The sequence below is a fragment of the Parasphingorhabdus sp. genome, from assembly GCF_036964675.1.
Lineage (GTDB): Bacteria > Pseudomonadota > Alphaproteobacteria > Sphingomonadales > Sphingomonadaceae > Parasphingorhabdus.
Genome location: NZ_JBALTF010000014.1, coordinates 8,932 through 30,907, shown reverse-complemented (window position 1 = coordinate 30,907; position 21,976 = coordinate 8,932). Strand labels below are relative to the sequence as shown.

Sequence of the window (21,976 nt, the reverse complement as noted above, 5' to 3'; positions counted from 1 at the left end):
GGGCCGGCGGTGTGCAAAATGCGCTGCCTTTACGGTTTTGAAGCGACCATCGGCAAGCAACTCGCCGCAATGATGGACCAAGGCAAATAGGATGTGAACGAGATCGGGCGAAACCGCCTTATCTTGGTTCCATACCAATCGGTCACCGGAAGAAAGCGGCATGAGCTTTACGATAGGCTTTTCGCCGCCCAACCGTTGCTCTGCAACAAGCTGAATCAACGCTTCACCAAAATTGGGTTGGAAAAAAGCAGTGAAGCCAAGATCGGAAAACCCCCGTGGGACCATTTTCCTGCCAATCTCCGAATGAATATCCGCCCGGTTGAGTTCTTCCTGAGCTGCTGCACAGAGATTGGCGATAGAATCATCACCCAGTTGATTGCCGGGATCTCGTAATTCTGATTCGGAACATTGTAGCGCGCTCAATAGCTGCGGTTTGCGGGCCTGAAGCGAATGACAGCTGAGATAGGCGCGGTAAAGAAACTGAGCCGAGACCTTTAAATTTGGGGATGCCGGATAGTCCATAGCACTAAGCTAGGGGCCGAAATGCACTTCGCTCAACTGGCTTTCGACAAGAAAGTAAATTTGGCGACGAAATTGACGTTTTTGGTTAATTTGCGAACGAAAGCAGACTGTTCAGTAGCGGATCACCGACGCGCCCCAGGTAAATCCGCCGCCCATGGCTTCCAGTACCAGCAAATCCCCGGCCTTGATTCGACCATCGCGTACAGCGGTATCAAGAGCCAGTGGCACCGAAGCCGCCGACGTATTGGCGTGCATGTCGACGGTCTTGATCACTTTTTCCGGAGAAAGATTGAGCTTTTTGGCGGTTGCATCCAATATCCGGGCATTGGCCTGATGCGGAACGACCCAATCGACATTTTCGATCGATTCGCCTGCTTCTTCCAATACTTCTTTCAATACCGAAGCCAGATTGACGACTGCGTGGCGGAAAACCTCGCGGCCTTTCATGCGCAGCTTGCCAACCGTCCCCGTCGTACCGGCACCGCCGTCAACATATAATAGCTGATTATGCGCGCCATCGGCGTGCAGACGGGTGGCAAGAATGCCATTTTCCCCATGTTCAGCCGCCAGCACGACCGCACCAGCTCCATCACCGAAGAGCACACAGGTTCCGCGATCTTCCCAATCGAGTATGCGACTGAAAGTTTCTGCGCCGATCACCAGCGCATTTTGCGCGCTGCCGACCCGAATCATGCTGTCCGCTACCGAAAGGGCGTATAGAAATCCCGAGCAGACCGCAGCGACATCAAAAGCGACGCAGCCATTGCAGCCCAGCGCATCCTGAACAATGGTGGCGGTTGCAGGAAACGTCTGATCGGGCGTTGCTGTTGCGACGATAATCAGGTCGATATCTGCGCTATTGAAACCAGCCGCCTGCATGGCCTTTTTCGCCGCTTCGATGGCGAGGCTGGATGTTGTCTCGTCATCCTCCGCAATATGGCGGAACCTTATACCGGTGCGTTCGACGATCCATTCGTCGGTAGTATCGACCCGCTTAGCCAGTTCGGCATTGGAGACGCAGGTTCGCGGCAGGGCCGAACCGGTTCCCTTGATAACCGAACGTCTGGCGGCGACGGCACTCATTTCGCCACCTCGGTCACCGGCGCCGATTGGCTGATTTTAGTCAAATCTTCGCTGATGCGTTCAAGAATGCTGTCTTCGACCAACCGGGCGGCCACTTCGACGGCGTTGGCAACACCTTTTGCATCTGCACTGCCGTGGCTTTTTACGACCACGCCATTCAGGCCCAGAAACACGGCTCCGTTGTGATTATTGGGATCGAGTTGGTCGCGCAACATTTCCGTTGCCGGCCTGGAAATCAGGAACCCAATTTTGGAACGGAGGCTGCTCAGAAAGCTTTGTCTTAGCAGGTCGGTGACAAACCGCGCGGTTCCTTCCAGCGCCTTGAGCGCCACATTGCCGGAAAAGCCGTCGGTCACGATCACATCGACTTCGCCGGTGGATATCTTGTCCGCTTCGGTAAATCCGAGAAAATTCATATGCAGGCCGGCGGCGCCCTTCAGCGTCGCGGCGGCTTCCTGAATCGTACCGGTACCCTTGGCCTCTTCGGTGCCAATGTTCAGCAGCTTTACTTTGGGGCGGTCGAAGCCGTGCATGATGCGGCTATACGCGGCACCCATCACAGCAAATTGTACCAGGTTCCGGCTATTGCATTCTGTATTGGCACCCAGATCCAGCATGACCACGTCGGTGTCTTTCATCGTCGGGAGCAGCGCCGACAATGCCGGCCGATCGATACCCGGCATGGTGCGCAGCGCCAGTTTGGCAATCGCCATTAGCGCGCCGGTATTCCCGGCGCTGACCGCAGCACTGACTTCTCCGGTTTTCACGGCATTGACTGCCATGCCCATGGATGTTGTTTTGGAACCGCGCAGCGCTTGCCCCGGCTTGTCATCGCCAGACACGACGTCCGGAGCGTGCAATATCTCGGATGCCGCGCTGAGATTGGGATGGTCCTTGAGCGCTTCTCGAATCTGCGATTCATCACCGACGAAGAGAAACTGAAAACCGGCATGACGGTGCCGTGCGAGTGCCGCACCTGCAACCATGACACGTGGGCCTTCATCTCCGCCCATCGCATCGATCGCGATTCGCGGCCTCATTCCCACCGGTTATTCCCCTTAATTGAGCGTCAGAAACCGAGAGACTAGCCGATTAAAGATCGGCGGCCAAGACTTCCCGGCCATTATAATGGCCACAGCTTCCGCACAAATGGTGCGGGCGCTTCAATTCGCCGCAATTCGGGCATTCCTGATAGGCTTCGACTTTCAAAGCATCATGAGACCGGCGCATACCGCGCTTGGAGGGCGTAGTTTTTCTTTTAGGTACAGCCATTGCTAAGCCTGTTCTTTAAATTTCAAATATCATCTGTTTGCACAACTAAGCCAAACATTAGCATTGAACAAGCGTGGCTCTGAAATCCATCAGAGAATCGCCCGCTCAATTGTTAGCCAACTGCACGCGAAGTGGCGCGTATAACGAAATTCCCGTGCGTTGCAAGCATTCTACTCCTATAGCCATATCATAAAAATATCATTCAAGGGAACAACATGATTTTACCGATTACGCTGACCATCGCGGGCGCCGCGGCACTGATCAATATCTGGCTGATGATGCGCGTCGGACAAGTTCGCACGAGCGAAAAAATAAGCGTTGGTGATGGCGGCAATGAGAAGGTAATTCGCCGGATGCGCGCGCATAGCAATTATATCGAAAGCGCGCCATTTGTATTGCTTCTGGTCGCGGCTATAGAGCTGGCCAGCGCAACCTCACCAACCTGGCTATGGATCGTAAGCGGCCTCTATCTGCTTGGCCGCGTCGCGCATGGCGTTGGTATGGATAACGGAAAACTTGGCAAAGGCCGGACGATTGGCACGATTGTGTCCATGCTGGTGCTGCTGGGGCTCGGCATATACGCGATTACTATTCCCTATCTGGGGGGATAGTGCGAATCGATCATGGCTAAAAATGCGGATTTTTTACGACGATTTCAGTGGCAGCCGATATTCCGCAGATACTAAGTCCCCGGATGCTCGGTCATGAAATATATGCCAGCGTAGAAGGGTTGACCCATGGAACGGGTTTTGTATTTTTCATGAAAGATGGATATCTAAATCAGCTGGAAGGCTATGCCGTTGGGCCTGAAAACACGGCCTTGTTAATCCTGGCGACAATCAACTTTACCATTTCTGGCTTCCCAAAGGACTAGCTGCCAGCGTCGGCTGTTGCGGTGCAGCGCTGTTAAACCTCTAACGCGCCGCCAGCACATCATCGGCAACAAACGCATTGGTCTTGCGCTCATAGCCAAATTGGCTGGTCGGACCATGGCCGGGAATGAAGGTCACGTCGTCGCCCAGTGGCCAGAGTTTCTGGGTGATCGCATCGATCAGGTCCTGATGATTGCCACGCGGGAAATCTGTGCGGCCAATGGATCCCTGAAACAGAACATCGCCGACCACCGCCAGCTTTGACGGCTGGTGATAGAAAATCACATGGCCTGGCGTATGGCCGGGACAATGGATCACATCGAGCACCAGATCGCCGACGGTCACTTGATCACCGTCCTTCAGCCAGCGGTCCGGCTCGAAGCTTTTCGCTTCCATGCCAAAACGCGCACCATCGCCTTCCAGCTGATCGATCCAGAAGCGGTCATCCTCGTGCGGACCTTCGATCGGAATGCCCAGCTCCTCGGCCAGCATACCGGCTTGACCGCAATGGTCGAGATGGCCGTGAGTCAGAATGATCTTCTCCAGATCCACACCATGTTCTTCAACCGCCGCCTTCAGCCGGTTCAAATCGCCGCCGGGATCGCTCAATGCGGCCTTGTTGGTCTTGGTGCACCAAAGAAGCGTGCAATTTTGCTGGAGCGGTGTGACCGGAATAATCACAGCCTTGAGGGGAGCATCTGTCATGGAAAGCTATTTGGCGGCGCGAAGCGCAAGTTGCAAGGCCCCAAAATAGTGAAGCCGCTATAATCGCCGCCCGGTCCAAACGACCCGGCCAATGATATTCACAACCCCGGCATCAACATCCTCCCAATCAGGATATTGCGGATTGTCGCTGCGGATCGACAATTTGCCAGAAGGTCCCATGGCGACGCGCTTGACCAGCAGCACGTCATCCATACGCAGCACATATATGCCATCGCGCAGCGGCCGGGTGGCAGCGCTGTGATCGACCATGATGTCGTCGCCATCGCCCAAAGTCGGATCCATCGAATCGCCATCAACGGCAATCAGCGACAGATTTGCCGGATCTATGCCCAGTCGCCGGAGCCATTTGGGCCCGAAACCCATGGATTCGGCATATTCGTCATCCGCCAATGATCCGGGACCAGCCGAAGCACCGACCTGCAATTGCTTGATTCGGAGCAGCCCATCGGGTGTGACCGGACCGCGCGGACGAGCCTGACGCCCCGCAGGTGCACCGAGCAAACTTTCCTCCACCCCGTAAAATTCCGCCAGCCTGCGCCGGTCTTCCTCAGCCAGTCTTCTCGGCGAACCGCGCCTTATATATTGCTGGATATAGGCTGGGTTTTTGCCGAGCATTTTCGAGATCGCGGCAAAATCATGGCCGTTTTTGCGGATCAGCTCTTCCAGATTGGCGCGTGGATCTTCGGGCATAATGGCAGCAACATATATGCGCTGGCCGAAATTGGCAATAGGATTTTTCCTAGACATGTAGGAAATCGCATTTCAAATAGGAATTTCCCTATTCAACGAGTCGCCGTTTCGCGCGACCAGCAGCGAGAAGGAGATGACCTGTGCCATTGTTGCGAAAAATTGAGATATTTCTGCGTGAAACCGACATGTCCTGGACAAAGTTCGGACGGCTGTCGGTTCGCGATCCGCGTTTCGTTCAGGATTTGCGCAACGGACGCCAGCCCGGCAGGACGGTTTCCGAACGGGCAGAAGATTTCATGAACCTATGGCGAGCCGACCATGCCGGTTGAGCAAGCGCGCCCGAAAGCCCGTCCGCGGAGCCCCGGCTCATTGATTGCCAGCCAGATAGAAGCGCTGGCCGGGAATCGGGTCACCGTTGCCATGAAACACGAACGGCCATGGGCGAGCATCACCTTCGCCGGCACGCGGCATAGCTTCGCGGTTGACTGGCAAGGTACCGCCGAGCCGGACGGGATAGACAATCTGGCCAAGGCGCTGCCTGACCACGCATTTGCAATTCCCGGCTATTTTGTCGCAGATATATTGGTCACGGAACAATCAGACCTTCGATTGCTGGTAGAAGCCCTGTCGATCACCGATCCCGTCGAAAAACCCCGGAACTTTTAACGATCAGCGCTGGGCCGTCATTTTCTCCAACGTGCCGAGTGCGGCCTTCAAAGCCGCGTCCATATCCGCCTGTCGGTTGTCCTGAACATCGATTTCGACTGATTCCACAGACCGCAGCGGGGGAATGGCAACCGGATCGGATGTTTTGGAAACCTTGGTCAATGACACTGTATTTTCAGGATTCGGAGCGGCTTGGGGAGTCGCTGGAGGTGCCGCAACCGGTTCCCGCATTTCCAGTGTTTCCAGGCGACGAAGACCAGCTTCCAGCCGCTCGACAAGCTGCACAAGGGACAGGGCGGACAGATCCTCGCGGGGCGCGGTCGATTCTGTTCGCTGAACCTTGTCTTCGGACCGAATCGGCTCCGGTTGCTCTTCGGATCGCGAAACCAGCACTTTCTCGGCCGCGAACAGGCTGGGCGCTGCGACCAACGGCGCAGATTGTTCTGCAGACTCCGCGATATCTTGCTCAGCCCGAGATTGATCAAACCGCTTGATCCTATCGCCAAGGGGCATGCCCAGATCGGAGGACGCAAAAATCGGCTGACGCACCGGGGCATCCGGATGACGATCCGCTGTCCTGATGTCGGGCAGATCTCTCAAATCGGTCACCTGTCCTGGCGATTTTTTGGGTTTTTTCAGAAATTTGGTCAGTGATTTGGCCGACAGATTCAGCTTCGGGACAGCAAAACGCATTTTACCTTCGCCCTCACGGTCGATCGACTCCGTCGTCTCGTTTTTGCGAATTGCCAAGCCCATATCGGAGCCTCCTTCATGTGATTTCATTTTATGATTTAGAAATAGATAGAGAGCGGATGCGGTTATCATGCCCGCTACGACAGCGATCAGCCCGCGAGCAGTATTCCCCAACGGCGGCGCAGCGGCCGGTATGATTTCCGACAGTCCGGTCGCACCAACAATATTTTCAAGATAGACATGCGGCAAGGTGGCGATCACCAGCGCTGCCGCAATACCACCCGCGACAGCCATTGCGGGCTGTTTAAACCGAGCGAAATCCTGCTCTATCTGGTCCACATCATTCTCCACCATATCAGGCCGCGCGTTCAAAAGATTTGCCCGCTATCAACCTTTGGTAAACAGGGGTGTAACGCAAAATGTTTGACGACCAGTTACGATCTGACTCAACATATTTACGTGCTGTTTCAATAGTTTGAGGCCATACCGCTCGATTATTGAGCAAGCTGGCCAGTTTTTTCGCGATTTTTTCGGGATCACCGGCCCGAAAAAGCGTGCCGGTGATGCCATCTTCGATCAGCTCCCGGTGGCCGCCGACGTCCGATGCCGCAACCAACCGGCCTTGCGCCATTGCCTCGAGCGGCTTGAGCGGAGTGACCAGATCGGTCAGCCGCATTGCCTTGCGCGGATAGACCATGATATCCATCAAACCATAATAGCGCTCGACTTCGCCATGCGGCACCCGACCGGTGAAAGTGACTGCAGACCCTATGCCCAGCCGCTCGACCTGGCTCTTCAGCGCCTCTTCCATCGGGCCCCCGCCGACGAGCAACAGATGCACGTCCGGATGGGAGGCCAGAAGAATTGGCAGCGCTGCGATCAGATCGTCCAGTCCTTCATAGTCATAAAAGCTGCCGATGAATCCGAGAACCGATTTCTCGGTCAATTCCAATTCGGCCAGAAGCAACTCATCGCGCACCGGTGGCTCGCCGAACAGTTCCAGATCGACACCATTGGGCGAGACGGTTATTTTTTCGGGATTTACCCCGCGTGCGATCAGATCGGACCGCAAACCTTCGCAGATCACCGCGATCGCGTCGGCACCGTTGATAACATGATTTTCCAATTGCCGCGTCAACCAGTAACGCGGACTATGTTCTCTGCCCGTGCCATTGCCGACCGCGGCATCTTCCCAGAAAGCCCGAATTTCATAAACCAGCGGCAGGCCCGTTTTCTCGGCGACACGCAAGGCAGCCAGTCCGTTGAGCGCGGGCGAATGGGCGTGTAAAATATCCGGCCGCCAGTCGCGGATGACTTGCTCGATCCGCTCTGCCAGAACCGCAACTTCTCGCCATTCGCGTACCGGTGAAGGTCCTTGCACCTGGGCCAGGGTGCGGAAAAACTGCAGATCGTCAAACTCTTCCAGTGGCTGTTCCGCTGTATAGCCGGGCTGATTCTGACGGACACCGGTTATACCCGCCACGGTAAGGCCGCTGGCGATTTGTGCCTTCATGATCGCCCGTGTGCGAAAACAATAGCCGCTGTGCAGTGGCAGGCTGTGATCAAGTATGTGCAATATCCGCGTCATGGCACAAAGCCTTGCCAAAAAAGGATTAACGTCCCGTCAACCCAAAGCCTGTATCGCGCAATGATAGAAGAGCGTGTTTTTGCCGCTCGTGCCGGGATGAATTGGGTAGATGATAGACAATTTTTCTATCGCTTTGACGCATGGACTGTTGCTCATCGCAGCTTGGCGTCTGATGCATCGGGACGATCTCGATGTCGAAGCCCCCCCAGAACCCGACAAGGAACCAATCGGCTTTTCGAAGCAATCCAGCGGCAACGGATCATGGCCCGATGCGTGATCTCTTCTTTGTCGGATATTTGCTAGCGCTGCTGTTTCTCGCTTTCAAACGGCCCTTTCTGTTCACCCTGGTCTACGCCTATCTGGACATCGTCGCGCCACAACGGCTGAGCTATTTCATGCTCAACTCGGTACCCTTGTCGCTAATCGTCTTCGCCCTGGCCTTGCTCGGCTATATGTTCGCCGACAACAAGCAGGACAGCCGCTTCTCCGTCCGGCAAGCGATGATGATCCTTTTGCTGGCCTATTGTGGATATACGACGGTGCAGGCGGAGGTTCCGGACGCGGCTCTGGAAAAATGGGACTGGGTATGGAAGGCGTTGGTCTTCGCGATATTCCTGCCGCTGACGCTCAAAACCAAATTGCGGCTGGAAGCACTGGCGCTGTTCATGGTGCTGTGCGCCGGTACATTGATCATTACGGGCGGGATCAAGACATTGGCCTCGGGCGGCGGCTATGGCGTTCTGGTGCTGCTGGTCGACAATAATGCCGGCCTGTACGAAGGATCGATCATCTCGACGGTCGCCATCTGTATCATCCCGCTTATTCTCTGGCTCGCCCATCACGGGACAATTTTCCCGCCCGACTGGCGGGTGAAGCTATTCGCTTATGCCCTGATCTTCTCCGCCCTGCTCATTCCCATTGGCACACAGGCCCGAACCGGCCTGGTGTGCATCGCGGTATGGGCGGTGCTGCAATTGCGCTTCGTCCGTTACCGGCTGATTTATGCGGGCCTTGCGGTGGCACTCGGCCTCTTTTCAATTCCGTTTCTGCCGCAAAGCTTCACCGAGCGGATGGCGACGATCGAAAATTATGAAGCGGACCAGTCCGCATCAACTCGGCTTGCGGTCTGGCGATGGACCTTGGATTACGTAAAGGACCACCCATTTGGCGGCGGCTTTGACGTCTACCGGATCAACAAGCTCACCTATGAATTGTCTGAAGTGGATGTCACTCAATATGAGGAATGGGGCATCGATCCGGACGATGTCGACGCGCGGCTTGTCGAGGACGAATCACGGGCGTTTCACAGCAGCTATTTCGAAATGCTCGGCGAACAGGGCTATCCCGGCCTAATTCTGTGGCTGATCATCCATGTTGGAGGTCTGTGGCGGATGGAAGTAGTGCGACGAAAATATACCAAATCCAAAAAGGAAAGCGAACAGTGGGTGGCTCCCTTGGCCATTGCCTTGCAGCACGGTCACATAATCTTTCTCGTCGGGGCATTGTTCGTGGGCATCGCTTACCAGCCGTTTGTATATATGCTGGTTGCGCTACAAATTGGTCTCGACACATATATGACCCGCCGGTCAGCGGAAGCCCAACAGCTGCCGATCGCCAAACAATTAACCGGCGGGGCCAAACCCAAGACTTTGCCGCTAACGCGCCGACCCCATACAAATTGAGTGACGCTCTCGGTGGCGCGCATTAGAAGCAGCCTATGACGCTTGCTGTTTCTGTCACCGTCGAACGATGGCCTGTCGCTGGTTCCTTCATCATCAGCCGGGGAGCCAAAAACCATGTCGATGTGGTGGTTTGTAACATTTCAGACGGTACCCACAAAGGTCGGGCAGAGGCAACACCGATCTATTATGAAGGCGAAAGCACCGAGAAATGTGCAGAAGAGATCATGCGATTCGCCACCGAGCATCCGGATCTCGATCACGCTGTGCTGCTCCAGAACATGCCGCGAGGCGCCGCCCGCAATGCCCTCGATTGCGCGCTCTGGGATCTGGAATGCCGGAAAACAAATATACCCTTGTGGCAAGTGGCGGGATTGCCCGAACCCGGGCCGCTGATATCGGCCTTTACCATCTCGCTCGGCCAACCGGCGATCATGGAAGCCCATGCCCGCCAGGCCGCACTCGACGGACACGAACTGTTGAAACTGAAATTGTCGGGCGAGCACGACCTTGAACGCGTTGCTGCCGTTCATCACGGTGCGCCTGATGCCCGCCTGATCGTTGACGCCAATGAAAGCTGGAACGATCTCGACATTGCTGCCGAAGCGGCGCAGCTGGCACAATATTCTGTCGAACTGATCGAGCAACCGGTCAGCGCCGGACGGGACCATCTGCTCAGCGGAGTGAGATCACCGGTCCCGCTCTGCGCCGATGAAAGCTGCCACACCAGCGCCGATGTCGAAAGGATTGCCCCTTTCTACGATGCGGTGAATATCAAACTCGACAAGGCAGGCGGTTTGACCGAGGCGATGGCGATGGCTCGCGCGGCGCAAGCAGCCGACATGAAAATCATGGTCGGCTGCATGCTCTCGACATCGCTCGGCATCCGGCCAGCTTTCGCCTTGGCACAGCTTGCGCAATGGGTCGATCTCGATGGGCCTTTGTTACTGGCCAAAGACCGGGTCGATGGCTTCCGGTTCAAATCAGGCGAAATTTTGCCCGCAGAAAGCCTGGACTAGATTCCGCCCAGATATTCGATCGCCGGAGCCGCCGCCATACATGGCGCCAGTTTTGGACCACTCGCCCGGAAATGCTCCGATTTGCCGTGCGCATCCAGTGCAGCCTGATCGACATAGCGCTCGAGCACCTTATATTGCTGAGGATTGTCCTTGCTCTGGAACACCGAATAAAATTCATTACCCGGCTCGTTTGCCCGCACAGCGGCCATCAGTTCGGAAAAGGCCGCTTCAAAATCGGCATTCTTGCCTTCGGCCACGGTTAATGTTGCGATAACGCCTACTGCTGCCATGATATTCTCTCCCTAATAAAAAAGGGCCGGCGGTTTTCCCGCCGACCCATTAATCGTTATTCTAGAAAATTTCGAACAGTCCGGCTGCGCCCTGACCACCGCCGATGCACATGGTGACAACGGCATATTTTGCGCCGCGACGCTTGCCTTCGATCAGCGCATGTCCGGTGCAGCGTGCGCCAGTCATTCCGTAGGGGTGACCGATGGAGATCGAACCACCGTTGACGTTCAGAAGCTCGTCAGGAATGCCCAGCTTCTGCTGGCAATAGAGCACCTGCACGGCGAATGCTTCATTGAGTTCCCAAAGACCGATATCGTCCATCTTCAGACCAAAGCGCTCAAGCAATTTGGGTATTGCGAATACCGGACCAATGCCCATTTCATCGGGCTTGGTACCAGCGACAGCCATGCCGACATAGCGACCCAATGGATTCAGTCCGGCTTTCTCTGCCGCCTTTGCTTCCATTATAACGCTTGCAGAAGAACCATCGGAAAGCTGCGAAGCGTTGCCTGCAGTGACAATATTGCCGGCACCGAGCACGGGTTTCAGTCCTTGCAATCCTTCAAGCGTGGTCGAGGGACGATTGCCTTCATCCTTGCTGATCGTGACCTCGACATGGGAAATCTCTTTGGTTTCCCGGTCCTGCACACCCATGCTGGTCGTCACTTCAACAATTTCAGCATCAAAATAGCCAGCATCCTGAGCGGCGGCCGTGCGCATTTGCGACTGCAGGGCATATTCGTCACAGGCTTCGCGGCCAATGCCATAGCGCTCTGCGACCACTTCGGCAGTCTGTAGCATCGGCATATAAATATCCGCATGCATCTTGATCAGTTCGCGATCCGGCTGCACCCGCATTTCCGCTGTCTGCACGGTCGAGATCGAATCCTGCCCACCGCCGACAACCACATCCATTAGGTCGAGCGTGACTTGCTTCGAAGCCGTTGCAATCGCCATCAGGCCGGAGGAGCATTGCCGATCAATCGTCATGCCGGGCACTTCGATAGGGAAGCCGGCGCGCAACGCGACCTGCCGGGCAAGATTGCCGGCTTGTGATCCCTGCTGCAGGGCGCTGCCCCAGACGACATCGTCGATCGTGCCGGGATCAATGCCCGCTCTTTCGACCGCCGCTTTCGCAGAATAATGGCCCAGCGTTGCGCCGGTTGTGGTGTTGAACGCACCCTTATAGGCCCGGCCAATGGGTGTGCGAGCGGTGGAAACGATGACTGCGTCACGCATGATGAAATTCCTTTATGGTTGATATAGGAGTCGGATTTTGGCGGCATTGTCCCCTTTAATCGGGCAATTAACAAGGGATAATTTAAAGATGCCGCTGCCGCTACGGAACGCTAGTCCTTGCCCACCAGCGCACCAAAGCCACCCTCGGGATAAGGCAGGATCATCTCGCCGTCGGGGGCTGCAGTGAAGGTTGTTTGCGTGGGATAAGCAAATTCGAGACCTTCTTCGTTGAATGCCTGCAAAATCGCCAGCCCGATTATATGGCGGCCTTGATAGACCACATCATATTCGCTGCTCATGATGTCGAAATCGAGTTCGAAATTGATCGAACTGTCACCAAAGCCGACGAAACCGCAACGAACGAACACCGCATCATTCTCTTCTACAATCTTCCTGAGCAAGTTCGGAATCCGGCGCGCTTCATCCGGCCTTGTCTGATAGATGACACCGATGCCAAAGCGCGTTCTCCGTCTTGCCAGACGGGTCATATTCACGATTTCCTTGTCCAGCAAATTGGTGTTGGAAATGATTATTTCTTCGCCGGTGATAGCCCTTAACCGCGTGCTTTTAAGGCCAATTTTCTCTATCGTCCCAACCGTGGTGTCGTAGCTGATCGTTTCCCCCCGACGGAACGGTTTGTCAAAAATGATCGACAGCGCCGCGAACAGATCGGAAAAAATGCCCTGGGCGGCGAGACCGATGGCAATGCCGCCAACCCCCAAGCCGGCAATCAACCCGGTCACGTCCACGCCCAAATTGTCCAGAATCATGATAGCTGCGATTGCGAAGAGCACGAAAGTGACCAGCAAGCGGATCAAGGTCATCGCATTTTCCAGCGTTTCATGTTGGTCTGGATCTTGCGAAGTCTTGCGGACGATGAGCCCGAGAATGACTTCCCGAAGCCAGATCGCAACCTGCATAACCACTGATATCGTGAACAGTATATGCACCACGCGGTCGAAACTGGACGGCGCACTGGCAAAGGTCACAACAAGTTCGGCCGACACCATCAACATGAAAAATTTGCTGGTCCGGGAAATCGCCGTGCCGATGATCGTTCGATATCCGGTCAACCCGCGATTGTTCCGAACATAGCGTGCGCCAAGGCGCTTGATCGCTCCAAGCAGAAAAAATATCGCGGTGCCGATCACGACCGCAAAAATCAGTTCCACATAATGATTGGTTAGCCAGCGGGAGCCATCCACGGTCAAGCGTTGGATGGATGTGCCGATATCCGGCATCGTTGGCACAAGGGGGGTTTCTGTTGTTTTCGTCATAAACCTCCAGCTAGGGAGAAGTTCCGAAAATAACAACCCGCCGGATAAAACACGAATCCAATCCGGCTATCGGTTTCAGGCTTTTTGAGCCCCGATGAGAAACTCCACATTACCCTTTGGGCCGGTGATCGGACTTTCGGTGATTCCCATTATGTCCCAGCCCGATGCGATCAGCCAATCTCTCACTTTTTCACAAGTCGCCTGACGAACCGATACGTCCCGGACCACGCCGCCCTTGCCGACATCGGCACGTTCGGCTTCAAATTGCGGCTTGATGAGCGCAACCAGCGTCGCCTTTTCCTTGGCAAATTCAAGCGGTCGTTCGAGCACTTTGACCAGTGAAATGAAACTGGCATCGCAGACGATGATGTCGACTTTTTCCGGAATATGCTGCTCCGTGAGTATCCTGGCGCTGGTTTGCTCGTGCACCAGGACCCGGTCATCCTGCCGCAGCTTCCAGGCCAATTGGTTGGTGCCGCTGTCGACAGCGTAAACCTTTTCTGCACCGCTCGTTAGCAACACATCGGTGAAGCCGCCAGTGCTGCTGCCGACATCCATAGCAACCATCCCGGTGACATCGATTTGAAAATGTTGCAGCGCATGATCAAGCTTGATGCCACCGCGGGAGACCCACGGATGATCTTTACCCTTTAGCTCAATCGCTGCATCGCTCGCGATCTTGTGTCCCGGTTTGTCGATTTTCTTGCCCGCCACGGTCACAAGACCCGCCATGATATAGGCTTGCGCCTTGGCGCGGCTTTCAGCCAGGCCGCGATCCGCCAGGATCTGGTCAACGCGTTGCTTCGCGGCTTTGGGTTCAGACTGGGTCATCAGAAATCAGGACTAGCCTAGCGCCGCGCTTTTGGCCATATTCCTTTACCATGAGAATCATTCCTGCCCCGCTCTTCTTTCCTTTGGCCTTGCTTGCTCTCGCAGCCTGTTCAACCGCGCCGCCAGAGCCGGCTCCCGCCCCGCTACCCACCAAACCTATCGCGACGCCGTCTCCGGTGCCGACGCAACTTGAGGGAGACTGGATCGACTGGCCGATCACCCCCGGCGCATGGGTATATCGGAAGGATGGGCGTGGCTCGCTGGCGCTATTCGGCGAAGCCGGTAGAGATGCAATATTCATCATCCGCTGCGCTCAATCACCCCGGCGATTATTCCTCTCGCGCTCCGGCTCGGTTGGCAATGGCGCCAATATGATTCTACGCGCCAGCGCCGGTCTGCAATCCTATCCGGCTGGCGATAGTGGTGGAACCCCGCATTATGCCGCCATTTCGGTGTCCCCGGGCGATATCATGATGGACCGCATAGCCTATAGCCGCGGCCGCTTTGCTGTCGAAACCAGCGGTCTGGAATCACTCGCCATCCCGGTCTGGCCCGAATTTAGTCGTGTGGTGGAAGATTGCCGGGCCTGAATTGCTAGTTATCAGGCCGGAACACACAATTGTGACAGCAAAATAAAAAAATTCAAGACTTGTTCGCAAGTCGAATTTGATTCACACCTAGATCGTCGAACAGCGGAGAAAATATCAATGCAACAGTTCGTATTTTATTCACAAGCGAAAGGAGGTGGTCCGATGTCTCATGGTTCAGCACAGGGGTCGGAAAAATCCGTTCGGGGGGCAAATCTGATCTAAGGATCAGGCAACCCGGCAGCGGCACTTCCTACCGCTGACCCATGTTCAGAGGCTGTCGGTCCGGATGGACCGGCAGTCTCTTTTCATTCCACTCTGTCGGATTTTTCAAGATATTCTTCGCGGATCATGAAATCGCGAATGCCGGTGCGCACTTCGCGCGAAAATTGGATGAGTGCCACAGACAGCAAAATCACCGCGACAATGAAAGCCCCCGCAACGATTTGCTCCAATACCGGATGGCTGATCAGCCCCATGACAAACAGCAAACCAATCAAAATACAGACAACAATGGCGCTGACCACGCTGAAGTAGATTGCGCTGTTCACATATTTAATGCGCAGTTGCAGGTCCCGAAGTTCATTGACGCATAATATATGCGCTTCTCCCTCCGTTTCGAGATAGCGATCCTGCATGACCCGCGATCGATCAATGATCCGCTCCAGTCGACCGGTAAAAATATTGAGCATCCCTCCCAGGGCGACGAGCAGAAATGCCGGTGCCATAGCGGTTTGCAACACGGTGACGATATCTGTCGTTGCAAGTTCCGGCAGAACTGAGATCATGTCTTCATCCTGATTCTCACGGTCAGACCTTTTGCCGGCTTCTCGTCCCAAAGCGCAAGGCCGAACCGTTCTGCATCCGCTCTGGCGCGATCGAGCACGGTTTTCGGCACTTCATCGCTGGCAAAAATCTGATCGGCGCGCCCCAGCAACCGGGCTTGCCGAAGGGTGAGATCATCAGGATCAGTGCTGGTCAGAAGCATATCCTCAACCTCCGACAGATCTTTTGCGAAAGGCATGGACAGCCATGTTTCAAGATTCGCTTCCGAGCCCTCCGACAACACATCCAAAGCGCCGCCAGGGTCCAGTGCAGCATCAATTGCCTTTCGGCGTTGGGTGCCATCAGGCCAAATCTGTTTAATCTTCTCCCGCGCAGCAGAAAGACCGCTGGCTAGACCACCCAGATTTCCCGGTATCAATTGCTCCAATCTCTGACGCAGGGATTTGGCAAGGCCGGCCGAAGCCCCGCCGGTACCAATTGCGATCAGCACCGGATCGCGGTCAATGATCGCCGGTGTCGTGTAATCACACAAGTCCGATCGGTCGACGGCATTGACCAGAAAGCCTCTCGCTTTAAGACGCTTTACCGCAGCTAAGGCTTGATCATCATCCTCAAGCGCGACCACCGCAAGAGCAGCATCCAATGCCGCTTCATCATCGACCACCACGGCTCCAGCGCGCTCATATAAGCGCCTTTTGGCATCAGCCATTTCTCCTGTGCCGAGCAGAATGACCTTGCGTCCGTCAAGATTCACAAAGATCGGTAACTGATTCATTTCAGCCAGTCGGGTACATGTTCCGCCGCCATGATCGTTGCCGGCTCGATCCGTTCGGCGACCACGGCATAGCGATCACCATCGACCAGGACCTCGGGTACCAGCGGCCGGCTGTTATAGGTATTCGCCATGGTCGCGCCATAGGCTCCAGCTGTGCGGAAGATACCCAGGTCATCGGTATGGACGCGGTCGACAACCCGTTCCTTGGCAAAAATATCGCTGCTTTCGCAGATCGGACCGACGATCGAAGCGACCATCTTTTCGCCGCTCGGCTCAACCGCTTCAAAATCATGCCATGCGTCATAGATGGCGGGCCGCATCAGATCGTTCATCGCCGCGTCGACAATCACAAAATCGCTGTTCACGCCCGGCTTGATCCGTATGACCTTGGTGATCATCACGCCGCTATTCCCGGCGATGACCCGGCCGGGTTCGAACATCAGCGTAACATCCCAGTCACCGGTCACCCGCGCGACCATAGCGCCATATTCTGCCGGGCTTGGCGGATTGTCTTCCAGCTTATAAGGCACGCCCAGACCGCCGCCCAGATCGACATGGGTGATGACATGGCCCGCGCTCCGCAACTGTGCGATCAGTTCGCCCATTCTCGCATAGCATTTCTCGAGCGGTTCGAGGCGCTGCAACTGACTACCGATATGCACGGCAACCCCGCGCAGGTTGAGTCCTTCGAGCTTGGCAAGCCGCGCATAAATATCCGGCGCGAGATTGATCGCGACCCCGAATTTATTTTCCTTCTTGCCGGTCGAAATCTTGGCATGGGTGCCGGCATCGACATCTGGATTAACGCGCAGGGTCGCCGATGCCTTTACACCGCGGGCGGCTGCGATCTCCGCCAGCATTTCGCCTTCTTCTTCCGATTCCAGATTAAACTGGCCGATTCCTTCCTCGAGACCGAGCGTCAATTCCTCGCGGCTTTTGCCAACGCCGGAGAATACAATATCTTCCGCTTTCATTCCCGCCGCTAACGCCCGTTGCAATTCGCCCCCGGAGACCACATCCGCGCCATAGCCCTGATTTGCCAAAATCCTGAGAACCGCCAGATTGGGGTTCGCTTTTACGGCAAAAGCAAGATGGATTTTCCCGGCATCTTTCAGCCCTTCGCGAAAAACCCGCGCATGACGCTCGAGCGTCGCCCGCGAATAGACATAAACCGGTGTTCCGACTTCTTTCGCGATTTTTGACAGCGGAATATCTTCCGCATGCAATATACCATTTTTGAGCTGGAAATGGTCCAATATCTTGTACTTTCAAACGGATGGAAGGGGATTAGCCGGGTGGCGGCAAGTCAAATTCGTCATCCTGCCGTTTTTCCGAACGGCGGAGCAGTTCATCGCTGCGTTCCGGCAGTGCCTGGCTCGAAGGGACCAACAGATCCTCGCCGCTCGGTGTTTTCATTTCACCGTAGACGGCGGGTGGCAGGGTCTCGCCTTTCGCTGGCTGCAAAGCACCGCGATTGCCGCACGCGGCCAGAATCAATGTTGCGCCAGCCAGCAGCAGGATCGAATGGATTTTATTCATTTCAGCTCTCCAGCCCCAGTGCTTTCTTGGCCTTTGCGATCTGAACCCTTACTTGATCCGGAGCGGTCCCGCCATAGCTGGATCGGCTGGCCACGGAAGCATCGACACTCAAAACGCTGAATACGTCGGCATCAATCCGGCTGTCGATCGCCTGAAACTGATCAAGCGTGAGATCGGCCAAGCCACAGCCTTGCTCCTCGGCCAGCGCTACCACTGCACCTGTTACATGATGCGCCTCACGAAACGGCAGCTTCGCCTCCCGTACCAGCCAGTCGGCAAAATCGGTAGCGGTCGAATATCCTGCTTCAGCCAGCGCGCGCATCCGGCTGCCGCTGAATTCGACTTCGGCGATCATGCCGGTCATTGCGGCAATCGACAGGCCTAGCAAATCATGGGCTTCGAACACCGGCGGTTTGTCGTCCTGCATATCTTTGGAATAAGCGAGTGGCAGGCCCTTCATCGTGATCACCAGCGCGTTCATCGCACCGGCAATCCGCCCGCAATGGCCGCGCACCAGTTCGGCGGCATCGGGATTCCGCTTCTGCGGCATGATCGACGAACCGGTCGAAAAACTGTCAGGGAGTTTGATAAAGCCGAAAGGCTGGCTCGCCCAGATTACAAATTCTTCGGCCAGCCGGGAAAGGTGCAAGCTGCACTGGGTGGCCGCCATCAGATAGTCGAGCGCGAAATCCCGGTCAGAAACCGAATCCAGGCTGTTGCCCGTCGGACCATCAAAACCAAGCATCGACGCTGTTTTTTCGCGATCAATCGGAAAGCCCGTGCCGGCCAGCGCTGCAGCACCAAGCGGCGATTCGTTCATCCGCTTCCGCGCATCGGCGAATCGCGAACGGTCCCGCCGGATCATTTCATAATAGGCCATCAGATGGTGGCCAAGGCTTACCGGTTGGGCCGATTGCAAATGAGTGAAGCCTGGCATGATTGTTTCGGCATGTTCTGTGGCGCGATCTACCAGTGCCTTTTGCAAGGCCGCCAGCGCGCTATCGACCATATCCATCGCATCGCGCACCCAGAGCCGGAAATCGGTCGCTACCTGATCATTGCGGGAGCGCGCGGTATGCAAACGCCCCGCCACCGGACCAACAATCTCGGAAAGCCGCGCTTCCACGTGCATATGAATGTCTTCGAGGTCGAGATTTTCGGTGACGCCGTCGGTTTCAAATTCTTGGGCTATCTGGTTCAGGCCGTTGATGATTTGCGTCGCGTCTTCCGAATCAACAATCCTCTGCTCCGCCAACATCGCGACATGCGCCAGACTCGCGCGAATATCATGCCGCCATAATTTCTTGTCGAACGGGATCGAGGCGTTTATCTCGCGCATGATTGATGAAGGGCCATCGGCAAATCTGCCACCCCACATGATATTGGAATTTTTTGTGCCTTTTGTGATGCGTACCGTCCTGTTCATGGTCTTGGTGTTGAACCTAGCGGCCTGCGATAGAGGCTCCAGCGAAGCGGGGCAAGAATTTGCTGGCGTCAAAGCCGAGGAAGAGGGCGAGGCCATCGAGAGCGGCCAGGGTCTGGTCGGGAAACTGGACATTTCCCAGCGCGGGTCAGCGATGGTGGATACCTCCTTCCAGGCACCCGACGGCAGCACCGTGCAATTGAGCGATTTCATCGGCAAGCCGGTACTGGTGAACATCTGGGCGACCTGGTGCGCGCCGTGCATTGTCGAAATGCCGATGCTCGATAAACTGGCAGCGCGCGAGAAAGAGCGACTCAAGGTGCTGGTAGTCTCGCAGGACCTTCAGGGCGCGGAAAAAGTTGTCCCGTTTTTCGCACGCGGCGATTTTGAGGAACTGGAGCCCTATGTCGACCCCGAAAACGGCCTGAGTTTCGGCTTCGGTTCCGGCCTGATGCCGACCACCGTCCTCTATGACGCGCAGGGCGAAGAAGTGTGGCGGGTGATCGGAGCCATGGATTGGGATGGTGCCAAGGCCGCCGCCCTGCTGGAGCAAACGCTGGCCGAAAATTGACTTTCGCCTTCAGTAACACCGAGATGGCACTCCGGATCTAGCCGGGAATCATCAAATTCGACAGCCAGAACCAATTGTATTTCTGCCGAATTCCGCTATTCTTGAGCAACCTTGGCTTATTGGAGAACAAGATGAAACGCTGCAAAATACAAATCATGCTGCCGGTACTCGCCGGACTAACGCTGCTTTCCGCGTGTGGGCAGAATGACGAAACAGCCCCGGTTTCCGAGGCAGCCAGCGTCAAACTTGCCAATGGAATGACGGTGAAGGAACAGATCGAGGCGCGGCAGGGTCAACTGAAGAAAATTGGCAAAGCGTTCAAGGCGATTAGCGATCAGTTGAAGGCGGGTAGCCCCGATCTGGCCCAGATTCAGGCTGCGGCTGCAGTCGTGCCGAAAGAGGCAGCGGGCATGGCCGATTGGTTCCCGGCAGGTACCGGGCCTGAATCCGGGGTTAAAACCGAAGCTCTGCCGATCATCTGGGAAAGCAAAACAGATTTTAATGACAAAGTCGCGGACATGCAGGATGCGGCCGCGAAGCTCGATACGATTGCTCAGGGCGGCGATGTCGCGGCAATTGGAATGGCTTTCAAGACCACAGGCGGGACCTGTAAGGCTTGTCATGACAAATATCGCGAGGACGACTAACCGCCAATGACAACCGAACCAGCGCGTATTCTGGTCTGGGACGCTGCGATCAGGCTGGTGCACTGGCTGATGGTGATTCTTGTCCCGCTCCTCTGGTGGACAGCGGAGGAGGGCTATATGGACTGGCACAGAAGCTTCGGCCTGACCATGTTCGGCCTGGTCCTCTTTCGGCTGATATGGGGATTGATCGGGACATGGACAGCGCGCTTCGCTCCCATGGCGAGACGAATCGGATCGCTAAAATCCTATGTCGGCAAATTCCGGAACCGCGAACATGGCGCAAGCTTCGGCCACAGTCCTTTGGCTGTGCTCAGCGTCTTCGCCTTGCTGCTGGCACTGACCACCCAGGTTACGACCGGTTTATTCTCTGTCGATGTTGATGGCCTCGAATCCGGGCCATTGGCCGTGCTTGTGTCGTTCGAAACCGGCCGGCAGTTCGCGGACGTCCATGAATTCAACTTCAACCTGCTGGCAGCGCTGATCGGACTCCATATCACGGCAATCGCCATCTACCAGTTTGTGCTGAAAGAAAAACTCGTTCGACCGATGATTACCGGTCGCCGATCCCGCGCTGACTTTTCTGGCGGGCAGTTGCCAGAAAACAAAGTGCGCCTGCTGCCGATGATAGTCGCTGCCGTCCTGTCGCTGATCTGCATAATCGCAATATCAAATTTCGGTTGAGGCAAATCCGGCAAGACAACCAACACCGATTTTACATCGGGATGGTGGTGGGCGATGACGGGCTCGAACCGCCGACATCTTCGGTGTAAACGAAGCGCTCTACCAACTGAGCTAATCGCCCCATGACATGATGCATAATGGCATCATCGAGGTCAGGCGAGCGCCATTGCCAAATCATGGAGCCTTTGGCAAGCCTATTTGCAATCCTTTGCTGACAAGGTTGCCTGTGACAAATTTCCAATGGCAGTCTGACATGATCATTTGCCTGTTAACCAGAACCCTAGCTGACTCCGCGATTCGCGAGTTATGCCTTGTTATCCACAGCATTTATTGTTTATATTTCAATTACTTAAAAAGATATTTAGCAAAATCTGGGGCTTGCCCCTGTCAATCGAAATATTTCACTTTTTTTACAGCGATCCTCTTGATCGACTCACACAGAGGCGCTTACTAAGGATGCTCGGCTGATGGCCATGGATTCCATGACGAGGCCTAATTTGAAAATAAAGATGATCGTTG

The 21,976-nt window shown here is 55.5% G+C and carries 26 protein-coding genes, 1 tRNA gene and 1 pseudogene; 10 read left to right on the top strand and 18 right to left on the bottom strand.

Annotation, left to right across the window (positions count from 1 at the left end; genetic code table 11):
* Window positions 1-54: 54 nt before the first annotated feature.
* The 4 genes and pseudogenes from V7665_RS13895 to rpmF all read right to left on the bottom strand — a co-directional run.
* Window positions 55-522: pseudogene (locus V7665_RS13895) on the bottom strand (hypothetical protein); the annotation flags it as partial.
* 111 nt (window positions 523-633) lie between these two features.
* Window positions 634-1,605, bottom strand: a complete 972-nt coding sequence (locus V7665_RS04375; protein ID WP_335663317.1) for a beta-ketoacyl-ACP synthase III — start codon at window positions 1,603-1,605, stop codon at window positions 634-636.
* Entirely contained in the window at window positions 1,602-2,645 is a 1,044-nt protein-coding gene (plsX, locus tag V7665_RS04370; RefSeq protein ID WP_335663316.1) for a phosphate acyltransferase PlsX, read from the bottom strand. Before plsX ends, V7665_RS04375 begins: the two co-directional genes overlap by 4 nt.
* A 52-nt stretch (window positions 2,646-2,697) precedes the next feature.
* Window positions 2,698-2,877, bottom strand: coding sequence for a 50S ribosomal protein L32 (gene rpmF, locus V7665_RS04365; protein ID WP_335663315.1), 180 nt, complete (start codon window positions 2,875-2,877; stop codon window positions 2,698-2,700).
* A 215-nt stretch (window positions 2,878-3,092) separates the two neighbouring features.
* Between rpmF and V7665_RS04360 the strand changes: the two genes are divergently transcribed.
* Window positions 3,093-3,488 (top strand): MAPEG family protein, encoded by a 396-nt coding sequence (locus tag V7665_RS04360; RefSeq protein ID WP_335663314.1) that lies wholly within the window; start codon window positions 3,093-3,095, stop codon window positions 3,486-3,488.
* Window positions 3,489-3,535: 47 nt separating this feature from the next.
* Window positions 3,536-3,751 (top strand): hypothetical protein, encoded by a 216-nt coding sequence (locus V7665_RS04355; protein WP_335663313.1) that lies wholly within the window; start codon window positions 3,536-3,538, stop codon window positions 3,749-3,751.
* 40 nt (window positions 3,752-3,791) lie between these two features.
* Here V7665_RS04355 and V7665_RS04350 read toward each other — a convergent pair whose 3' ends face one another.
* Together V7665_RS04350 and V7665_RS04345 are read right to left on the bottom strand one after the other, a co-directional pair.
* A complete protein-coding gene (locus tag V7665_RS04350; RefSeq protein ID WP_335663312.1) occupies window positions 3,792-4,454 on the bottom strand; it encodes an MBL fold metallo-hydrolase in 663 nt (220 codons plus the stop codon).
* Between the two features lie 57 nt (window positions 4,455-4,511).
* Window positions 4,512-5,165: a S24 family peptidase gene (locus V7665_RS04345; protein ID WP_335663333.1), complete on the bottom strand. Its 654-nt coding sequence runs from the start codon at window positions 5,163-5,165 to the stop codon at window positions 4,512-4,514.
* A gap of 146 nt (window positions 5,166-5,311) precedes the next feature.
* Here V7665_RS04345 and V7665_RS04340 point away from each other — a divergent pair, with 146 nt between their 5' ends.
* Both V7665_RS04340 and V7665_RS04335 read left to right on the top strand, forming a co-directional pair.
* Window positions 5,312-5,494, top strand: coding sequence for a hypothetical protein (locus tag V7665_RS04340; protein WP_335663334.1), 183 nt, complete (start codon window positions 5,312-5,314; stop codon window positions 5,492-5,494).
* On the top strand, window positions 5,484-5,831 hold the full coding sequence (locus V7665_RS04335; protein ID WP_335663311.1) for a hypothetical protein: 348 nt from the start codon (window positions 5,484-5,486) through the stop codon (window positions 5,829-5,831). Before V7665_RS04340 ends, V7665_RS04335 begins: the two co-directional genes overlap by 11 nt.
* Before the next feature lie 3 nt (window positions 5,832-5,834).
* Here V7665_RS04335 and V7665_RS04330 read toward each other — a convergent pair whose 3' ends face one another.
* Entirely contained in the window at window positions 5,835-6,818 is a 984-nt protein-coding gene (locus V7665_RS04330) for a hypothetical protein (protein WP_335663310.1), read from the bottom strand.
* Window positions 6,819-6,879: 61 nt separating this feature from the next.
* Complete coding sequence (locus tag V7665_RS04325) at window positions 6,880-8,112, bottom strand: TIGR04063 family PEP-CTERM/XrtA system glycosyltransferase (RefSeq protein ID WP_335663309.1); 1,233 nt, start codon at window positions 8,110-8,112, stop codon at window positions 6,880-6,882.
* 269 nt (window positions 8,113-8,381) lie between these two features.
* Here V7665_RS04325 and V7665_RS04320 point away from each other — a divergent pair, with 269 nt between their 5' ends.
* Window positions 8,382-9,794 carry a putative O-glycosylation ligase, exosortase A system-associated gene (locus V7665_RS04320; RefSeq protein WP_335663308.1) on the top strand — a complete coding sequence of 471 codons (1,413 nt, stop codon included), beginning with the start codon at window positions 8,382-8,384 and terminating at the stop codon, window positions 9,792-9,794.
* A gap of 35 nt (window positions 9,795-9,829) precedes the next feature.
* A complete protein-coding gene (gene dgcA / locus V7665_RS04315) occupies window positions 9,830-10,810 on the top strand; it encodes an N-acetyl-D-Glu racemase DgcA (protein ID WP_335663307.1) in 981 nt (326 codons plus the stop codon).
* On the opposite strand, the gene V7665_RS04310 is transcribed toward dgcA, so the two are convergent.
* The 4 genes from V7665_RS04310 to V7665_RS04295 all read right to left on the bottom strand — a co-directional run bounded on the left by V7665_RS04310 (window position 10,807) and on the right by V7665_RS04295 (window position 14,448).
* Entirely contained in the window at window positions 10,807-11,100 is a 294-nt protein-coding gene (locus V7665_RS04310; protein ID WP_335663306.1) for a putative quinol monooxygenase, read from the bottom strand. The genes dgcA and V7665_RS04310 overlap by 4 nt on opposite strands.
* Before the next feature lie 61 nt (window positions 11,101-11,161).
* The gene (locus V7665_RS04305; protein WP_335663305.1) at window positions 11,162-12,340 is read right to left on the bottom strand and encodes an acetyl-CoA C-acyltransferase; all 1,179 of its coding nucleotides are present in this window, start codon (window positions 12,338-12,340) and stop codon (window positions 11,162-11,164) included.
* Between the two features lie 110 nt (window positions 12,341-12,450).
* Complete coding sequence (locus V7665_RS04300) at window positions 12,451-13,617, bottom strand: mechanosensitive ion channel family protein (protein WP_335663304.1); 1,167 nt, start codon at window positions 13,615-13,617, stop codon at window positions 12,451-12,453.
* A gap of 75 nt (window positions 13,618-13,692) precedes the next feature.
* On the bottom strand, window positions 13,693-14,448 hold the full coding sequence (locus V7665_RS04295; protein WP_335663303.1) for a TlyA family RNA methyltransferase: 756 nt from the start codon (window positions 14,446-14,448) through the stop codon (window positions 13,693-13,695).
* A gap of 176 nt (window positions 14,449-14,624) precedes the next feature.
* Between V7665_RS04295 and V7665_RS04290 the strand changes: the two genes are divergently transcribed.
* On the top strand, window positions 14,625-15,038 hold the full coding sequence (locus V7665_RS04290; protein WP_335663302.1) for a hypothetical protein: 414 nt from the start codon (window positions 14,625-14,627) through the stop codon (window positions 15,036-15,038).
* A 305-nt stretch (window positions 15,039-15,343) separates the two neighbouring features.
* Here V7665_RS04290 and V7665_RS04285 read toward each other — a convergent pair whose 3' ends face one another.
* From V7665_RS04285 to argH, 5 genes are read right to left on the bottom strand one after another with little or no spacing between them, the layout of a single operon-like run.
* Window positions 15,344-15,823, bottom strand: a complete 480-nt coding sequence (locus V7665_RS04285; protein WP_335663301.1) for a DUF2721 domain-containing protein — start codon at window positions 15,821-15,823, stop codon at window positions 15,344-15,346.
* Window positions 15,820-16,596 (bottom strand): precorrin-2 dehydrogenase/sirohydrochlorin ferrochelatase family protein, encoded by a 777-nt coding sequence (locus tag V7665_RS04280; protein WP_335663300.1) that lies wholly within the window; start codon window positions 16,594-16,596, stop codon window positions 15,820-15,822. The genes V7665_RS04285 and V7665_RS04280 overlap by 4 nt, the downstream gene beginning before the upstream one ends.
* Window positions 16,593-17,852 carry a diaminopimelate decarboxylase gene (gene lysA / locus V7665_RS04275; RefSeq protein ID WP_335663299.1) on the bottom strand — a complete coding sequence of 420 codons (1,260 nt, stop codon included), beginning with the start codon at window positions 17,850-17,852 and terminating at the stop codon, window positions 16,593-16,595. Before lysA ends, V7665_RS04280 begins: the two co-directional genes overlap by 4 nt.
* A gap of 31 nt (window positions 17,853-17,883) precedes the next feature.
* Window positions 17,884-18,135 (bottom strand): LPS translocon maturation chaperone LptM, encoded by a 252-nt coding sequence (lptM, locus tag V7665_RS04270; RefSeq protein ID WP_335663298.1) that lies wholly within the window; start codon window positions 18,133-18,135, stop codon window positions 17,884-17,886.
* 1 nt (window position 18,136) lies between these two features.
* Window positions 18,137-19,513 carry an argininosuccinate lyase gene (gene argH / locus V7665_RS04265; RefSeq protein WP_335663297.1) on the bottom strand — a complete coding sequence of 459 codons (1,377 nt, stop codon included), beginning with the start codon at window positions 19,511-19,513 and terminating at the stop codon, window positions 18,137-18,139.
* Here argH and V7665_RS04260 point away from each other — a divergent pair.
* From V7665_RS04260 to V7665_RS04250, 3 genes are all read left to right on the top strand, one after another.
* Entirely contained in the window at window positions 19,473-20,129 is a 657-nt protein-coding gene (locus V7665_RS04260; protein ID WP_335663296.1) for a TlpA family protein disulfide reductase, read from the top strand. The two genes, argH and V7665_RS04260, sit on opposite strands and share 41 nt — an antisense overlap.
* A 131-nt stretch (window positions 20,130-20,260) precedes the next feature.
* Entirely contained in the window at window positions 20,261-20,776 is a 516-nt protein-coding gene (locus tag V7665_RS04255) for a c-type cytochrome (protein ID WP_335663295.1), read from the top strand.
* Window positions 20,777-20,782: 6 nt separating this feature from the next.
* Entirely contained in the window at window positions 20,783-21,457 is a 675-nt protein-coding gene (locus V7665_RS04250; RefSeq protein ID WP_335663294.1) for a cytochrome b/b6 domain-containing protein, read from the top strand.
* Between the two features lie 45 nt (window positions 21,458-21,502).
* On the opposite strand, the gene V7665_RS04245 is transcribed toward V7665_RS04250, so the two are convergent.
* Window positions 21,503-21,578 (bottom strand) — tRNA-Val (locus V7665_RS04245).
* Window positions 21,579-21,976 lie beyond the last annotated feature (398 nt).

Bases quoted from the DNA above. Each gene is read 5' to 3' on its own strand.
- V7665_RS04375 (WP_335663317.1), bottom strand. From the start codon at position 1,605: ATGAGTGCCGTCGCCGCCAGACGTTCGGTTATCAAGGGAACCGGTTCG.
- plsX (WP_335663316.1), bottom strand. From the start codon at position 2,645: ATGAGGCCGCGAATCGCGATCGATGCGATGGGCGGAGATGAAGGCCCA.
- rpmF (WP_335663315.1), bottom strand. From the start codon at position 2,877: ATGGCTGTACCTAAAAGAAAAACTACGCCCTCCAAGCGCGGTATGCGC.
- V7665_RS04360 (WP_335663314.1), top strand. From the start codon at position 3,093: ATGATTTTACCGATTACGCTGACCATCGCGGGCGCCGCGGCACTGATC.
- V7665_RS04350 (WP_335663312.1), bottom strand. From the start codon at position 4,454: ATGACAGATGCTCCCCTCAAGGCTGTGATTATTCCGGTCACACCGCTC.
- V7665_RS04345 (WP_335663333.1), bottom strand. From the start codon at position 5,165: ATGCCCGAAGATCCACGCGCCAATCTGGAAGAGCTGATCCGCAAAAAC.
- V7665_RS04335 (WP_335663311.1), top strand. From the start codon at position 5,484: ATGCCGGTTGAGCAAGCGCGCCCGAAAGCCCGTCCGCGGAGCCCCGGC.
- V7665_RS04330 (WP_335663310.1), bottom strand. From the start codon at position 6,818: ATGGCTGTCGCGGGTGGTATTGCGGCAGCGCTGGTGATCGCCACCTTG.
- V7665_RS04325 (WP_335663309.1), bottom strand. From the start codon at position 8,112: ATGACGCGGATATTGCACATACTTGATCACAGCCTGCCACTGCACAGC.
- V7665_RS04320 (WP_335663308.1), top strand. From the start codon at position 8,382: ATGCGTGATCTCTTCTTTGTCGGATATTTGCTAGCGCTGCTGTTTCTC.
- dgcA (WP_335663307.1), top strand. From the start codon at position 9,830: ATGACGCTTGCTGTTTCTGTCACCGTCGAACGATGGCCTGTCGCTGGT.
- V7665_RS04310 (WP_335663306.1), bottom strand. From the start codon at position 11,100: ATGGCAGCAGTAGGCGTTATCGCAACATTAACCGTGGCCGAAGGCAAG.
- V7665_RS04305 (WP_335663305.1), bottom strand. From the start codon at position 12,340: ATGCGTGACGCAGTCATCGTTTCCACCGCTCGCACACCCATTGGCCGG.
- V7665_RS04300 (WP_335663304.1), bottom strand. From the start codon at position 13,617: ATGACGAAAACAACAGAAACCCCCCTTGTGCCAACGATGCCGGATATC.
- V7665_RS04295 (WP_335663303.1), bottom strand. From the start codon at position 14,448: ATGACCCAGTCTGAACCCAAAGCCGCGAAGCAACGCGTTGACCAGATC.
- V7665_RS04285 (WP_335663301.1), bottom strand. From the start codon at position 15,823: ATGATCTCAGTTCTGCCGGAACTTGCAACGACAGATATCGTCACCGTG.
- V7665_RS04280 (WP_335663300.1), bottom strand. From the start codon at position 16,596: ATGAATCAGTTACCGATCTTTGTGAATCTTGACGGACGCAAGGTCATT.
- lptM (WP_335663298.1), bottom strand. From the start codon at position 18,135: ATGAATAAAATCCATTCGATCCTGCTGCTGGCTGGCGCAACATTGATT.
- V7665_RS04260 (WP_335663296.1), top strand. From the start codon at position 19,473: ATGATTGATGAAGGGCCATCGGCAAATCTGCCACCCCACATGATATTG.
- argH (WP_335663297.1), bottom strand. From the start codon at position 19,513: ATGTGGGGTGGCAGATTTGCCGATGGCCCTTCATCAATCATGCGCGAG.
- V7665_RS04255 (WP_335663295.1), top strand. From the start codon at position 20,261: ATGAAACGCTGCAAAATACAAATCATGCTGCCGGTACTCGCCGGACTA.
- V7665_RS04250 (WP_335663294.1), top strand. From the start codon at position 20,783: ATGACAACCGAACCAGCGCGTATTCTGGTCTGGGACGCTGCGATCAGG.